Genomic DNA, 13673 nt, shown 5'->3' on the forward strand with positions numbered 1-13673 from the left:
GTCGGAACTACCAGAAACACGCACGGAGGGTGATCAGCCGGCGGAGACCGAGCGGCCGGCCGACTTCAGGTCGTTGCAGGCCTCGATGACGCGGGCGGTCATCGACGCTTCGGCCTTCTTCAGGTAGCTGCGCGGATCGTAGGTCTTCTTGTTGCCGACCTCGCCGTCCACCTTGAGCACACCGTCGTAGTTCGCGAACATGTGGCCCGCGACGGGACGAGTGAACGCGTACTGGGTGTCGGTGTCGACGTTCATCTTCACGACGCCGTAGCTCAGCGACTCCTCGATCTCCGACTTCAGCGAGCCCGAACCGCCGTGGAAGACCAGGTCGAACGGCTTGGAACCGGCCGGCAGACCCAGCTTCTTCGACGCGGCGGCCTGGCCGTCGGCGAGGACGGACGGCTTGAGCTTGACGTTGCCCGGCTTGTAGACGCCGTGGACGTTGCCGAACGTCGCGGCGAGCAGGTACTGGCCCTTGTCACCGGCGCCGAGCGCATCGACGGTCTTCTCGAAGTCCTCGACGGTGGTGTAGAGCTTGTCGTTGATAGCGTTCTCGACGCCGTCCTCTTCACCGCCGACGACGCCGATCTCGATCTCGAGGATGATCTTCGCGGCCTGCGCGGCGGCGAGGAGTTCCTGCGCGATCTCGAGGTTCTCGTCGATCGGAACGGCCGAGCCGTCCCACATGTGCGACTGGAACAGCGGGTTGCGGCCGGCGTTCACGCGCTCCTGGGAGATCGCGATGAGCGGGCGCACGAAGGTGTCGAGCTTGTCCTTCGGGCAGTGGTCGGTGTGCAGGGCGATGGTCACGTCGTACTTGTCCGCGACGACGTGCGCGAACTCGGCGAGCGCGACCGCGCCGGTCACCATGTCCTTCACGCCCAGGCCGGAACCGAACTCGGCACCACCGGTCGAGAACTGGATGATGCCGTCGCTACCGGCGTCCGCGAAGCCCTTGATGGCGGCATTGATGGTTTCGGACGAGGTGCAGTTGATCGCGGGGAACGCGAAGGAATGCTCCTTCGCGCGGGCGATCATCTCGGCGTAGACCTCGGGAGTCGCGATAGGCACAGCGGCTGTCCTCCAGATGAGATGTCGTCGCCTACCCGTGGTGGCGGTAGGCGCAAGGGTTGTCCCTGCAGTATGTCAACAGTCCCGGGAACTGCACAGTTGGGTCCGGTTGCGGGCCCCCGTCCAGCCCGGTCGCGCGGACACCGGACCCCGCCGGGATGCGCCGCGCCGGTACGCTGGTGACCGTGACTGTGTTGGAAGCCTCGGAATCTGTGACCAATCTGGCTCTCTTACCGGGATTCCTCGATCCGGTCAATCTGCTCAACTCGTTCGGCGCCTGGGTCCTGGTCGGCCTGCTGCTGGTCGTGTTCATCGAATCGGGTCTGCTGTTCCCGCTGCTGCCGGGCGACTCGCTGCTGTTCACCGCCGGCCTCGTCGTCGCAGGCAAGTCCGCGGAGGTCGACGCGTTCGCGCCGCTGTGGGTGCTGCTGGTGACGATCCCGATCGCCGCGATCCTCGGCGACCAGGTCGGATACTTCATCGGCACGAAGGGCGGCACCGCCCTGTTCAAGAACGACGATGCGAAGTTCTTCAAGAAGAAGTACATCGACGAGTCGCACGCGTTCTTCCTGCGGCACGGACCGATCACGATCGTGCTGGCGCGGTTCGTCCCGATCGTCCGCACGTTCGCGCCGCTCGTGGCCGGTGCCGCGAAGATGCCCTACCGCGTGTTCATCACCTACAACATCATCGGTGGTGTCCTGTGGGGTGCGGGTGTCACGCTGCTCGGTTATCTGCTCGGACAGATCGGGTTCATCCGCGACAACGTCGATTTCATCTTCCTGCTCATCGTGTTCGTCTCCGTCGTGCCGATCCTGATCGAGATCGGCAAGCGATACGTCGCGTCGCGAGGCGCCGGCACGGCGTCCGACGAGGCCGCCGCCGAGGCGAACGACACCGTGCCGAGCGGCCCGGCGGAGCTCGCCGAGAACGAGAAGACACTGGTCATCGACACCTCGACGTTCGCTGACGAACCCCGGCGCAGTGACGACCCGACCGTCGACACCACTCCGATCCCGACCCCCGGCCACCGCGAACGCTGACGTTCGAACGCACGATGCCCCTTCCGGTCCGGAAGGGGCATCGTGCGTTTCGTGCACCGCGACCCCTCAGGGTCGCAGCGGCCTGCTGAGTGCCACGGCCGGCGTGTGGACGCGCGCGTGGAGATCGACCCGCCGTGTCCCGCATCCGGCGCAGCGCACATAGAGCACCTCGCCGATCGAGGTCCGATGCCGGGACTCCACCTCCCACGAATGCTCGTGGGACGCAGCCGCCGGCGTGCGTTCGTGTTCGTTCCGTACTTCGCGGGTGGTCATGGACACCACGATGATGTAATGCCCTTATGCATCTCAACCCTTACGGCGAGTACGCGGTGGTGCTCGCGGCGTCGCTGGCGAACGACTGGCCCGCCACTCGCTCCGAGATCGTGGCCCGCACACGAGAGGTCGGCATGACGATGGAGTTCCCCGAAGCCCCCCACGATCACTCCCGCGTCCGGGCGGTGATCGACGAGTGGCTGACGGTCGTCGACGCCGCCGAGCCGGAGCGACGCGCGCGGTTGCTCAACGAGCAGATGGCCGCGGCCGCCGCCTACCCACGATTGACCGATCACGACGGCGAGGGATGGCATCTGCACTACCGCGAAGGAGAGTCGCTCCCCGACGTTCTCCGCTCCGTCATCAGTGTCGGCACGGCACTGCACCTCACCACCCGCGGAATGCACCGGCTGAGCCGCTGCGCCGCAGGGCAGAGCGCCGGAGACCCCTGCTCGGCGGTCGTCGTCGACATCACCCGCAACGGCAGGCAACGGTACTGCTCCGTGCGCTGCGCGAACCGGGACGCCGTCCGGCGGCACCGGTCCCGCATCAAACACGGACGGTGACCCTGCGCCAGGCCGTGCCCGATCCGCCCACGGACTCGCGCACGCTCTACACCGCGACGGTCGCGAACCGGCTCGCCGGACTCGGCAACCCCAAGTGATCATGCAGGGTCCGGGGCTACGGTTGCGACGATCGCAAAGCCCGGTCGGCCGCGACCGCGTGCGCCGCTTCCATGAGCATCCACCCACCGAGTTGCACGGACAGATCGCGCTCGGCGACCTCGGATTCGTGGACGGTGCCACCGGAGAATCGCGCGACGGCGCGCCCGGTGCCGGGCAGCCGCGCCTGCACCGACCAGTCCCGCCCGAACAACGGCAGTTCCTCGATCTGCAGGCGGTTGTCCCATGCGGCGTCCGCCGACATCAGCACCAGGCGCGCGGCGGTGTTGCGGGCACGTTCGTCGTCGATGTCGTGGACGGGCAGACTCGTCGCGATCATCGCGAGGTACCGGGCGAGGATGCCGTTGAACAGTCCGCCGTCACCTCCCCCGCCGCCGGTGATGACGCTGGCGTCGGCGAGTTCGCGGTCGACGGCGTCGACGAGGGAATGCACCCGCTTGCGGTGCCGGTCGTCGCCGATGCGGATGGCCAGATCGGTTTCGAGTCCGAGAACCACACCCTGGCAGTAGCTGTAGATCGCGCGTTCGATCTCACCGTTCCGGATCCCGTCGAAGACCAGTCCGGTGTCGGGGTCCTTGAGGGTCTCGTCGATCCAGTCCGCGATCTCCTGCGCGCGCCACACCTTGCCGGTGCGGGCCAGCAGGATCCCGGCGGGTCCGTTGGCGGGGGTGTTGTAGAAGTTGTCCCGCCGGCGCCACGGCAGCCCGCCACCGCGTTCGGGTTGCCATGCCGCGAACAGCGTGGCCTCGAGATCGCCGATGCCGTCGCGGTGATCGACGAACAGGTGCCGTTGCGCGCGTTCGAGTGCGAGCCCGAGCCACGCCATGTCGTCGTAGTAGTTGTTGGTCCACCCGCTGAGATTGCGGATGCGGTGGGTGCGGGTCAGACGGACCACGCGGCGCCGGCGGCGCGTGGTCGGCTCACGTTCGGCGGCGTCGACCGCGAGATCGATCAGATGGGCCTGCCACCAGTAGTGCCACGTGAGGAACATCCGTTCCCGGCGAACCGCGGGCCACCCGACGACACCCATCGCCGTGCCGGGCAGCGCCCACAACCGGCGCACGTGCCGGGAGTCGACAGCTGCTTCGGCGGCATCGGCCCGCTCAGCCCACAGTTCCGGCATGAGTTCGATCATCCTCACTTCACGATGAGTGTGCTACCGATTGCAGCACCACCCCAAGACTGTGCGCGCGTCACCACGCGCGCGTCGGGTCCGCATGCTGACGTATCCACGCGTGCATCGCGATTCCCGCGGCGACCCCGGCGTTGATGCTGCGGGTCGAACCGAATTGGGCGATGGACACGGTCGTCGACGCGACCTGCCGGGCTCGCTCGGTGACACCCGGACCTTCCTGCCCGAACAGCAGCAGGCAGTGGTACGGCAGCGTCGTCGTCTCGAGCGGCACCGAACCGGGTGTGTTGTCGACCGCGACGATCTCCAGGTTCCGGTCCGCCGCCCAGTCGATCAACGCATCCACGTCCGGATGGTGCATCAGATGCTGGTAGCGGTCGGTCACCATGGCGCCCCGGCGATTCCAGCGTCGCCGGCCGACGATGTGCACGGTGGCCGCCGCGAACGCGTTGGCGGTCCGCACGACCGTGCCGATGTTCGCGTCGTGCCCGAAGTTCTCGATCGCCACGTGCAGCGGATGCCGCCGCGAATCGATGTCCGCGACGATCGCCTCCCGCGTCCAGTAGCGGTACGCGTCGACCACGTTGCGGCGGTCGCCGCGGGCGAGCAGTTCCGGGTCGTAACGCGGATCGCGCGGCGGTTCGGTTCCGTACTCGTCGACCCACGGGCCGACGCCGTGCGGGTGCTCGCCCCACTCGGTCGGGCCGGCACCCTCGTCCTCGGCGGTCACTGTCAGAACGTCTCGTTCGAACCGGCCGCCACCGTGAAGCCGTGCCCGGTGTCGTCGTTGACGCAGGTCACGTCCGCCTCGGTGGTGGTGCACGAGAACCCGAGCTTCGACAGCGTCGACCCGGCGGGCAACGCGGCGGTCTCGTCACCGGACAGATAGACCGGGCCGCCGGAGCACATGAACGCTCCCTCGCCCTCGTTCTCCACACGGATACCGTTGCCCCAGTTCACGACACAGTCGTCGGGTCGCGGCGGCACCGGGTCGGTGGTGCCTTCGCATCCGGCTTCGGTGCGGGTCGGCAGCTTGACGATGCCGCAGTGGAACTGCCCGTCCGGGCTGGTGAAGTAGTACGACTCGTTGCGCTCGTAGGGCACGTCGACGAGCGAGGTCGGTGCCTCCGGCACGGTCGTGGTGGTCGTGGGCTCGCTCGTCGTGGTGGTCGTGGTCGGCGCGACCGTTGTCGTGGTCGGTGCCGCGGTGGTCGTGGTGGTGGTCGGGGGCGCCGCCGCAACGGATTCCGTCTGTGCTTCCTCGTCCGATCCCCCGCACCCGGCGAGCAGCAGAACCGCTACCGTCACCCCACCGATGGACGCCACCCGACGCACGTTCACGCAACTCCCTCCGAAGATCCGGGTGTCACTCTATCGGCCGGTCATCGGTGGCCCGTGAGCCACCGGTTCACCAGCCGGTTGACCGGTGCCGGCGACACCTGGGCGGTGGCGGCGAACAGCTTCGCCTGCCAGCCCACCGGCCGGTGCACCTTCCAGCGGGGCTGCCCGGACCGGGTCGCGTCGTACAGGGCCCGCGCCACGTCGTCGGCGGTGAGCCGGATCCCGAGCGACCGGGTCGTGCCGGTGTCCATGTCGGTGGTCATCGCCGTGTCGACGAACAGCGGCCACATCGCCAGCACCCGGATGTCGTGCTCGGCCCATTCGATCTCGAGCGCCTCGGTCAGGCCGCGCACTGCGAACTTGGTGGCGCTGTAGGTCGCGAGTTCGGGCTGGCCGTAGATCGCCGACGCCGAGCACAGGTTCACCACGTGCGAGCCCGGTGTGCGGCGCAGATATTCGAACGCCGTGTGGCAGCCGTTGACGGTGCCGGTCACGTTGACCTCGACGATCCGGCGGTGCCGCTCGAGCGGGGTGTCCGCGAACGGCCCCGACGCCAGGACCCCGGCGTTGTTGACGAGGATGTCGAGGCGCCCGTCCGGACAGAATCCCTCCAGCGTCCGCGCCCACTGCTGTGGGTCGGTGACGTCGAGGACGCCGGTGACGATCCCGGGCTGCTCCGCCGCCAGAATGTCGAGCCCCTCGGCGTCGACGTCGAACGCGCCGACGCGGTAGCCGCGTCGCGCGAAGAGCAGGGCGGTGGCACGACCGATACCGGCAGCGGCACCGGTGACGAACACGCTGGTGACGGGCATGAGCGCCAGCCTAGCGACCCCGCCGCCACCGCGCGGGCGGGTTATCCTGGGTGACGGAGGAAGCAATGAATCACCAGCGCGTCGCGCGCGCCGTCGTCGTCGTCACCGGCGCCTACGTCCTCGTGCTCGCACTGTGGCTGACGTACTTCGTGGGCGGCTCCCCCGAGGGCACCATCGGATTCCAGGTGATGTCCCTGGTCTGTGTCTACGGTTCCGCGCTGGGGCTGGCCATGATCGTCGCCGGCCGTCCGTCCCGCAGCGACCGCCGCCTGGAACGGCACGGGCTCGAGGGTTGGGCGACGATCCGTTCGGCGACACCGATCGCACACACCGTCGACAACGGCGAGATCACCGAACTCGACCTCGACCTGACCGTGCCCGGATCCGAGTCGTACCGCGGCCGCGTGGTCTACGAGGTGAGCCCGGAGTTCGCCCGGGCCTTCGAACCGGGCCGGGTGGTCACCATCCGGGTCGATCCGAAGAATCGTGACCGAATCGTGCTGTGCCCGTGAAGTGCTCGGGTCACCGGCCCCCGCACCACCGCGTGTTCCGTCCCGAGCGCCGATCCCGACGGGACGCGAGCATGCCTTCCACCAGCAGCAGTTGCGCCGCCGCGTAGGTCGCCAGGACGAAACCCTCCGCCAGCGCCCGCGCCTTCTCGTTCGTCAACAGGACGCGACGCCCCACGATCGTGCCGTCCGAGAGCGTGAACACGAAACCGCCCAGGCCGAGCCAACTGCGCCGGTCCGCGGACGGCAGTGGCATCCCGGCCACCTGCGCCGAGCCGGGTGCCAGCACCGGATCTGCCGCCAGGGTCGCGGTGGTGGCGAGCAGGGCACCGTATCCGGTCAGCGGCGCGGCGACGTTGCGGGACTTCGCCGCCAGCAGGCTCGCGGCGCCGAGCGCGGCCACCGCCCGCGGCACCGCAGCGACCGCGTGCGGACGGGCGCCGTGCCGCGCGAGCACCGTCGAGTAACTCGCCTGCATCACCGCGAACGACGACGCACCGCGCACCAGCCGCCGGTCGTCGTCCGGGTCGATCATGAACACGTCGCCGACGGTCGCTCCGGCCAGGCCGAGCAGGAGCAGCGCGGTGTCGACGCGGTCGGTGTCGCGGCCGCGGCGCAGCACCCGCACCGCCAGCGCCGGGGCGATCAACGGTTTGGCGACCCGCTGCAGCTTCTCGTTGCCGAGCACCCCGCCGACCACCGTCGCCGCGGTCGCGGCGGCGAACACCGCGTGTTCGGCGCCCCAGTTCTTCCGGCTGAACCAACCCATGATCGGCACAGTACCGGCTCGGGCACGGTTCACGGACGGTCGCAGCGACGCGCCCCCGCGGCCGGTGTCACCGTCCGGAATCTCGGCCGCGGCAGTCCACGACGCGCGGCCGCGGTCAGGACGGCTCGCGAGATCTGCTCGACCGCGCCCGCCTCACACAGGGCGAGTGCCGAACCGCCGAAACCCCCGCCGACCATGCGTGCGCCGAGGGCCCCGGCATCCCGCGCGGCGTCGACGGCCGAATCGAGCTCGACGGAGCTGACCTCGAAATCCTCGCGCAGGGAACGGTGCGACGCATCGAGCACGGGACCGAGCGAACGCACGTCGCCCGCGTCGAGTGCAGTCACCGCCTCGCGGACCCGCCCGATCTCGGTGACGACATGGCGCGCCCGGCGGCGGAGTATCGGATCACGCAGTGCCGAAACATCTTCCACGTCCCGCAGGGACGCGACACCGAGTTGCCGTGCGGCTTCCTCGACGGCGCGACGTCGCTGCGCATACTGCCCGTCGACGAGGCGGTGAGGGGCGGCGGTGTCGATGACGAGCACCGCCAGGTCGTGGGCGGCCGGGTCGAACGGCACGTGCCGGATCCCGCCGGTGCGGCAGTCCAGCAGCAGCGCGTGCCCGGCCCGGGCACGCAGCGAGATCTGCTGATCCATGCTGCCGGTGGGGACACCGACGAAGTCGTTCTCGGCGCGCGTGCAGGCGGACGCGAGGGTCGCGCGGCCGGCGTCGCCGGTGTCACGTCCGCACAGTTCGGCCACGGCCAGCGCGACCGCGCATTCGAGCGCCGCGGAGCTCGACAGCCCCGCCCCGACCGGAACGTCCGACGTCACCGTGAGATCGGCGCCCGCGAAGTCCGGCAACGCCAGCGCCCACACGACCCCGGCGGCGTAGGCCGCCCAGCCGGGCACCGCGCGCGCTGCGACGTCGGCGACGGTGACGTCCGTGTCGGCGAACCCGGCACTGCGCAGCCGCACCACCCCGTCCGCGCGCCGGCGCACCGCGACGGCCGTGCGCTGTTCGATCGCCATCGGCAGGCACAACCCGTCCGCGTAGTCGACGTGTTCACCGATCAGGTTGACGCGCCCGGGCGCGCACCACACCCCGTCCGGTGATCCACCGAAACAGTGCGCGAACAGGGTGCGGGTGTCGGCGCACGCGCTCATTCCGCGACCTCCCGCAGTCGTGCCGCGATGCGTTCGGGCGTGGTGTCGCTGATCCACGCACCCATCGCCGATTCCGAACCGGCGAGGTACTTGAGCTTGCCGACGGCCCGGCGTACCGAGAACACCTGCGCGAACAGCCGTCCGTGCTCGCGACCGTCCCCCACCGGAGCCTGGTGCCACGCCGCGATGTACGGCACGCGGTCCCGCCCGTCGAAGAACCGGTCGACGCGGGCGAGCACGTCCCGGTACATCAGCGCCAGCTCGTCGCGCTCGCCGTCGGTGAGTGCCGCCAGATCCGGGACGTCGCGGTGCGGCGCCACGTGCACCTCGACGGGCCAGCGCGCCGCCGCCGGAACATACGCCGTCCAATGCTCGCCCGTCGCGACGACGCGGGCGCCGTCGCGGCGTTCGGCGTCGAGCACGTCGCGTTGCAGCGACCGCCCGGTCGCCGCCCGGTGGGCGCGAGCCCGGTCCAGCAGCACCTGTGACCGCGGCGGAAGGAACGGGTAGGCGTAGATCTGACCGTGCGGATGTTGCAGTGTCACACCGATTTCCGTGCCTCGGTTCTCGAAGCAGAACACCTGCCGCACGCCGGGCAGCGCGGAGAGTTCGGCGGTGCGGTCGGCCAGCACGTCGACGACGGTGCGCGCCCGCGACGCGGTCAGGTCCGCGAAACGTGCGTCGTGATCGGACGTGAACGCCACCACCTCGCAGCGACCACCGGCCGGTCGGCGCGGCCACAGCGGTTCGTCACCGACGACGGCATCGGCGGCGCCACCGGAGGCCAGCGACGGGAAGCGGTTCTCGAACACGACCACGTCGTAGTCGGCGGCCGGAATCTCGGTCGGCGGTCCACCCGGGCGAGTCGGACAGAGCGGGCAATCCGCCACCTGCGGCAGGAACGTGCGATCCATCCGGTGCGCCGCGAACGTCACCCATTCCCCGGTGAGCGGATCGAAGCGCAGTTCCGACGCCGCGGTCACCGGCGGAAGATCGCGGGTGTCGCGCAGGTCCCGCGCGGCGCCACCGGAGACGTACGGTTCGGTGTCGTCGAAACAGATCAGTTCCCGACCGTCCGCGAGGTGCGTGACGGTGCGGCGCAACCGCGCGGTCACCGGCCGTCTAGTCGGCCAGGCCCAGGTCCGCCAAGCCCAGCAGCGAACGGTACTCGAGGCCCTCGCCGGCGATGACGGCGTCGGCACCGGTGGCCCGGTCGACGACGGTGGCGACACCGACGACGATCGCACCGACCTCCCGCAGCGCCTTGACGGCGGTGAGCGGCGAGTTTCCGGTGGTGGTGGTGTCCTCGACGACCAGCACGCGCTTGCCGACGACGTCCGGTCCCTCGATCTGCCGCTGCATGCCGTGGGCCTTCGCGGCCTTGCGGACGACGAACGCGTCGATGGGACGGCCGGCGGCGTGCATCACGGCCATCGCCACCGGATCGGCGCCCATGGTGAGCCCGCCGACCGCATCGAAGTCCCAATCGGCGACGAGTTCGCGCAGGAGGCTGCCGATCAGCGGGGCGGCCCGGTGATGCAGGGTCGCGCGCCGCAGGTCCACGTAGTAATCGGCTTCCTTGCCGGACGACAACGTCACCTTGCCGTGCACCACCGCCAGCTCGCGCACCAGCGCAGCCAGCTCTTCGCGATCAGTCATCGCTCGTCCTCACCGTCGATTGGTCGTCCGCGGCCCGCGGGACCGCGGCAAGAAGCCTAGTCGGTTGCGGAGTGCGATCAGGCCGCGACGGTGCCGGACGCTTCGTCGGCCGTGGCCACCACCGGCTGCCCGGCGTCCACCGCGACGACCGGCTCCGGCATCGGGGCGACCTCGAACAGCGGAACAGCGGTGACACCGGCGAGCTTCGCGAACACCGACGACGGGAAGCTGCTCACGGTCCGGTTGAGTTCGTGGGCGAGATCGTTGTGGACGCGCGCCGCCCCCGCGATCCGCACCTCGCGGTTCTGCAGCTCGCGAGCGACGCGGATGAACGGCCAGTGGGTGCCCTGGTCCGGGTCGCCGATGAGTTCGTGCAGCGTCGCGGACAGCGTGTTCTCGGCGGCCGCGCGCTCGCCGAGGCTCAGCCGCTGATCGCGCATCGCGATCGCGAGCGTGCGGGCGCCGACGAGGGGGCTGATGCGGCTGCGTTCGACACCGGCGCCGGCCGATGCCGCGATCAGGGCGGGCACGAGGTCGTAGCGATCGTCGAGTTCGTTGGCGAGCAGACGCAGGCTGTCGCGGTGCCGCGTTCTGAGCTTCTGCGCGCGGCGCATCGCCGTGCGTGTCGACAGCACCAGCAGCACAATCACACCGATCACAACAGCCACAACGGTCACGCGCAGAAATGTACCGAGGGCGCCCACCCACACGCATCACCGGTCCGGCGTGTCCGCACGGCGTGTCCGGACCGTGACCTGGCGCACCCTCTCAGGTGCGGCCGCGACCCCGGCCGAAGACGTTCGTCAACCTGCGCACCAGATCGACCGGAATCAGGCGGCCCCCGGTGGTGAGGACCTTGTACTGCAGACCGGGAATGCTGCGGACCTTTCCCGCCTCGAGATCGGCGAGCGAGGTCCGCACCACCGTGTCGACGTCCAGCCACATCCACTCGGGGATCGAGCCCATCTCGATGCCCGCGCGGCGGTGGAACTCGGTGTGCACGAAACCGGGACACAAAGCCTGCACCTGCACGCCGGTCCCCGCGAGACCGCCGGCCAGTCCCTCCGTGAAGGAGACGACGTACGCCTTGCTGCCCGAGTAGGTCGAGCCACGGCCGGGCAGCAGACCGGCCACGCTCGCGACGTTGACGATGCGGCCCGAACCGGCGTCGATCATCGACGGCAACGCCGCTCGCGTCAGCTGCATCACCGCGGTGACGTTCACGTCCAGCTGCGCCTGCAGCAGTTCCGGTGCAGCCGTCCAGAACTCGCCGGTCGTCCCGAAGCCGGCGTTGTTGACGAGCATGTCGACACCGCGGGCGAGCCGTTCGACGACGCGGGTCCGGCCCGCCGCGGTCGCGAGGTCGGCGGGCAGCATCTCCGACTCGGCGCCGAAACGGCCCTTCAGGTCGGCGGCGAGGTCGGCGAGTTTCGTCTCGTTCCGGGCCACCAGCACCAGGTCGTAGCCCTGAGCGGCGAGCGCACGGGCATATCCGGCGCCGATGCCCGAGGTGGGGCCGGTGACGAGAGCGACGGGTCGAGCAGCGCGATCCGGTGTCATGCCCGTCACACTAGCGCGTTCCTACTCGCGGGTAACGCCCGGTGGGCGGAGTCAGTGGTGCGCCGACGGACGGCCGGGATCGTGCATGCCCCGGTCCATCTCGGCCGGTTCCACGACCGGCGGCAACACGTGCAGGATCCCGGACAGCCGTGCGACCGTGTCGATCGCGGCGTCCCACTCGCGGCCGTTGCTGTTCAACGGGATCGACCCGAGGGTCCAGTCGTTCTCGCTCCACAGCATCTGCACGTGCGGCGGGATCGACTCGGTGAACGCGACCATCCGCTGATCGCAGACGCGGCGCGCGATCTCGAGGTCCGTCGTGAACACCACCCGCGGCCCGATCGAGCCCAGCAGGTTCATGTCGGGATCCTTGGGCGGCGGCGTCGACTTCAGGCGCAGGTCGATGTCGACGTCGGACCCCACCTTGCGGCGCACCGCGACGATGGTGGCGGTCTCCTCGATGTCGAAGAGCAGGAACTCGTCGCCCCGGCGCACACCGTGCACCACGTCGATCGCGCCCAGGTACTCCTGCTTCGCGAGAGCCGCCCGATGCCAGTTCGACGGCAGCGAATCGTCGGACGCGGTGTACTTGTAGCCCTGCGCGCGCGCCCAGATCTCCCGCACCCGCCCGGACTGCTCCCGGCGCGTGCGGTCGATGTAGAGCAGCACGAGCGCGCCGAGGAGCGCGACCGCTGCAAGACCGAACCACATGACCGTCATCGGGCCCAGCCTAGCCTGTTCAGTTGCCCGAACGGTTGAACCCGGGCACCGTCGCGCTGACGACCGTGTCCGCGGTCATCACGCCGTCCCGGACGGGAGTGCCCTGGGCGAGGACCGTGTCCCCCACCTTCAGCGCCGACGGCGACGAACCGGCGAGCGCGATGATCTGGGTCTCCGGCGTCAATCGGACGGTGACGACCGTGCCGCCGATCCCGCTGATCGTGATGCTCGATCCGTCGTTCGCCGTCACGGTCCCGATGGTCGTGCCGTTGGATCCGATCGCGTCCCCGAGCCCACCCGGGAGCCGATCGAGCGGAAGTGTCGGGGGCAGCGACGGCTCGGTCGTCGGCGGCTGCGTCCTGGTCGTCGCAGGCGGCGGCGCGACGGTGGTCGTGGGGGTGGACGCGGTCGTCGCATCGTCTCCGCTGCCACCGCTGAGCAGGTAACCGAAGACACCGGCCAGCGCGATCACGAGGAGAGCGCCGAGTGCCGGCAGGACCCATCTGCGGCGGCGCGGACCCTGAGGTCCGGGTGCGGGCGCTTGTCCCGGCGGCACCGGGCCACCAGGGCCGTATCCGTACTGCTGGGTGGGCTGATACTGCTGGGTTGCCTGGTACTGCGGCTGCTGGGTCGGCTGGTACTGCTGGGTCGGCTGGTACTGCTGGGTCGGCTGGTACTGCTGGAACTGCTCGGTCGGCCCGAACTGCTGCGTCGGCTGGTACCCCGGCGCCGAGGGCGGAATTGCCTGCGTCGGCTCGCCTCGGCCGTAGGCCGCCGTGCGGCCGTAGGCCTCGGTCGGATCGGACGTGTGCAGCACCCGCGTCTCGTCGTGCGACTCGTCGAGCGAGTACGCGCGCTCCTGCGGTGTGCGCGGATCCTGCGGATTCGTCATGGTTCCTCCCAAGGTACTCGTGCGCGTTTCCGGTAGCGGG

Annotated in this window: 17 protein-coding genes; 3 read left to right on the plus strand and 14 right to left on the minus strand. The window is 69.9% G+C overall.

The window, feature by feature from the left end; genetic code table 11:
* Nucleotides 1–33 precede the first annotated feature (33 nt).
* Nucleotides 34–1071: a class II fructose-bisphosphate aldolase gene (gene fbaA / locus A8G15_RS02575; RefSeq protein WP_068155012.1), complete on the minus strand. Its 1038-nt coding sequence runs from the start codon at nt 1069–1071 to the stop codon at nt 34–36.
* Nucleotides 1072–1229: 158 nt separating this feature from the next.
* On the opposite strand from fbaA, the gene A8G15_RS02580 reads away from it, so the two are divergent.
* Nucleotides 1230–2114, plus strand: a complete 885-nt coding sequence (locus A8G15_RS02580; protein WP_082899608.1) for a VTT domain-containing protein — start codon at nt 1230–1232, stop codon at nt 2112–2114.
* A 66-nt stretch (nt 2115–2180) separates the two neighbouring features.
* Here the strand turns inward: A8G15_RS02580 and A8G15_RS02585 are convergent, their stop codons facing one another.
* Entirely contained in the window at nt 2181–2387 is a 207-nt protein-coding gene (locus tag A8G15_RS02585; protein ID WP_068155013.1) for a hypothetical protein, read from the minus strand.
* Between the two features lie 26 nt (nt 2388–2413).
* Here A8G15_RS02585 and A8G15_RS02590 point away from each other — a divergent pair, with 26 nt between their 5' ends.
* Complete coding sequence (locus A8G15_RS02590) at nt 2414–2953, plus strand: CGNR zinc finger domain-containing protein (RefSeq protein ID WP_068155016.1); 540 nt, start codon at nt 2414–2416, stop codon at nt 2951–2953.
* A 115-nt stretch (nt 2954–3068) separates the two neighbouring features.
* Here A8G15_RS02590 and A8G15_RS02595 read toward each other — a convergent pair whose 3' ends face one another.
* The 4 genes from A8G15_RS02595 to A8G15_RS02610 all read right to left on the minus strand — a co-directional run bounded on the left by A8G15_RS02595 (nt 3069) and on the right by A8G15_RS02610 (nt 6355).
* The gene (locus A8G15_RS02595; RefSeq protein ID WP_068155121.1) at nt 3069–4193 is read right to left on the minus strand and encodes a glycoside hydrolase family 76 protein; all 1125 of its coding nucleotides are present in this window, start codon (nt 4191–4193) and stop codon (nt 3069–3071) included.
* 70 nt (nt 4194–4263) lie between these two features.
* Nucleotides 4264–4932, minus strand: a complete 669-nt coding sequence (locus A8G15_RS02600) for a TrmH family RNA methyltransferase (protein ID WP_245687683.1) — start codon at nt 4930–4932, stop codon at nt 4264–4266.
* Nucleotides 4933–4934: 2 nt separating this feature from the next.
* Nucleotides 4935–5543: a DUF6636 domain-containing protein gene (locus tag A8G15_RS02605; RefSeq protein WP_068155019.1), complete on the minus strand. Its 609-nt coding sequence runs from the start codon at nt 5541–5543 to the stop codon at nt 4935–4937.
* 41 nt (nt 5544–5584) lie between these two features.
* Entirely contained in the window at nt 5585–6355 is a 771-nt protein-coding gene (locus A8G15_RS02610; RefSeq protein ID WP_068155020.1) for an SDR family oxidoreductase, read from the minus strand.
* Nucleotides 6356–6420: 65 nt separating this feature from the next.
* Here A8G15_RS02610 and A8G15_RS02615 point away from each other — a divergent pair, with 65 nt between their 5' ends.
* Nucleotides 6421–6867, plus strand: coding sequence for a hypothetical protein (locus A8G15_RS02615; RefSeq protein WP_068155022.1), 447 nt, complete (start codon nt 6421–6423; stop codon nt 6865–6867).
* Nucleotides 6868–6877: 10 nt separating this feature from the next.
* Here the strand turns inward: A8G15_RS02615 and A8G15_RS02620 are convergent, their stop codons facing one another.
* The 8 genes from A8G15_RS02620 to A8G15_RS02655 form a co-directional block, all read right to left on the minus strand.
* Nucleotides 6878–7633, minus strand: a complete 756-nt coding sequence (locus A8G15_RS02620) for a lysoplasmalogenase family protein (protein ID WP_068155125.1) — start codon at nt 7631–7633, stop codon at nt 6878–6880.
* 29 nt (nt 7634–7662) lie between these two features.
* Nucleotides 7663–8802, minus strand: a complete 1140-nt coding sequence (gene galK / locus A8G15_RS02625; protein ID WP_068155024.1) for a galactokinase — start codon at nt 8800–8802, stop codon at nt 7663–7665.
* Nucleotides 8799–9905, minus strand: coding sequence for a galactose-1-phosphate uridylyltransferase (galT, locus tag A8G15_RS02630; protein ID WP_068155127.1), 1107 nt, complete (start codon nt 9903–9905; stop codon nt 8799–8801). Before galT ends, galK begins: the two co-directional genes overlap by 4 nt.
* A 19-nt stretch (nt 9906–9924) precedes the next feature.
* Nucleotides 9925–10461: an orotate phosphoribosyltransferase gene (pyrE, locus tag A8G15_RS02635; RefSeq protein WP_068155027.1), complete on the minus strand. Its 537-nt coding sequence runs from the start codon at nt 10459–10461 to the stop codon at nt 9925–9927.
* A gap of 77 nt (nt 10462–10538) precedes the next feature.
* Nucleotides 10539–11138: a LemA family protein gene (locus A8G15_RS02640; RefSeq protein ID WP_245687684.1), complete on the minus strand. Its 600-nt coding sequence runs from the start codon at nt 11136–11138 to the stop codon at nt 10539–10541.
* A gap of 91 nt (nt 11139–11229) precedes the next feature.
* The gene (locus tag A8G15_RS02645; protein WP_068155131.1) at nt 11230–12021 is read right to left on the minus strand and encodes an SDR family NAD(P)-dependent oxidoreductase; all 792 of its coding nucleotides are present in this window, start codon (nt 12019–12021) and stop codon (nt 11230–11232) included.
* A 51-nt stretch (nt 12022–12072) separates the two neighbouring features.
* Nucleotides 12073–12732 (minus strand): type III secretion system chaperone family protein, encoded by a 660-nt coding sequence (locus A8G15_RS02650; protein WP_068155133.1) that lies wholly within the window; start codon nt 12730–12732, stop codon nt 12073–12075.
* A gap of 28 nt (nt 12733–12760) precedes the next feature.
* Nucleotides 12761–13633 carry a DUF5666 domain-containing protein gene (locus A8G15_RS02655; RefSeq protein WP_068155028.1) on the minus strand — a complete coding sequence of 291 codons (873 nt, stop codon included), beginning with the start codon at nt 13631–13633 and terminating at the stop codon, nt 12761–12763.
* Between the last annotated feature and the right edge of the window lie 40 nt (nt 13634–13673).

This window comes from Rhodococcus phenolicus, assembly GCF_001646785.1.
Lineage (GTDB): Bacteria > Actinomycetota > Actinomycetes > Mycobacteriales > Mycobacteriaceae > Rhodococcus > Rhodococcus phenolicus.

Coding starts and splice junctions, on each gene's coding strand:
- A8G15_RS02620 (WP_068155125.1), bottom strand. CDS start 7,633: ATGGGTTGGTTCAGCCGGAAGAACTGGGGCGCCGAACACGCGGTGTTC.
- A8G15_RS02650 (WP_068155133.1), bottom strand. CDS start 12,732: ATGTGGTTCGGTCTTGCAGCGGTCGCGCTCCTCGGCGCGCTCGTGCTG.
- A8G15_RS02655 (WP_068155028.1), bottom strand. CDS start 13,633: ATGACGAATCCGCAGGATCCGCGCACACCGCAGGAGCGCGCGTACTCG.
- pyrE (WP_068155027.1), bottom strand. CDS start 10,461: ATGACTGATCGCGAAGAGCTGGCTGCGCTGGTGCGCGAGCTGGCGGTG.
- A8G15_RS02595 (WP_068155121.1), bottom strand. CDS start 4,193: ATGCCGGAACTGTGGGCTGAGCGGGCCGATGCCGCCGAAGCAGCTGTC.
- A8G15_RS02590 (WP_068155016.1), top strand. CDS start 2,414: ATGCATCTCAACCCTTACGGCGAGTACGCGGTGGTGCTCGCGGCGTCG.
- A8G15_RS02645 (WP_068155131.1), bottom strand. CDS start 12,021: ATGACACCGGATCGCGCTGCTCGACCCGTCGCTCTCGTCACCGGCCCC.
- galK (WP_068155024.1), bottom strand. CDS start 8,802: ATGAGCGCGTGCGCCGACACCCGCACCCTGTTCGCGCACTGTTTCGGT.
- A8G15_RS02580 (WP_082899608.1), top strand. CDS start 1,230: ATGCGCCGCGCCGGTACGCTGGTGACCGTGACTGTGTTGGAAGCCTCG.
- A8G15_RS02610 (WP_068155020.1), bottom strand. CDS start 6,355: ATGCCCGTCACCAGCGTGTTCGTCACCGGTGCCGCTGCCGGTATCGGT.
- A8G15_RS02585 (WP_068155013.1), bottom strand. CDS start 2,387: ATGACCACCCGCGAAGTACGGAACGAACACGAACGCACGCCGGCGGCT.
- A8G15_RS02615 (WP_068155022.1), top strand. CDS start 6,421: ATGAATCACCAGCGCGTCGCGCGCGCCGTCGTCGTCGTCACCGGCGCC.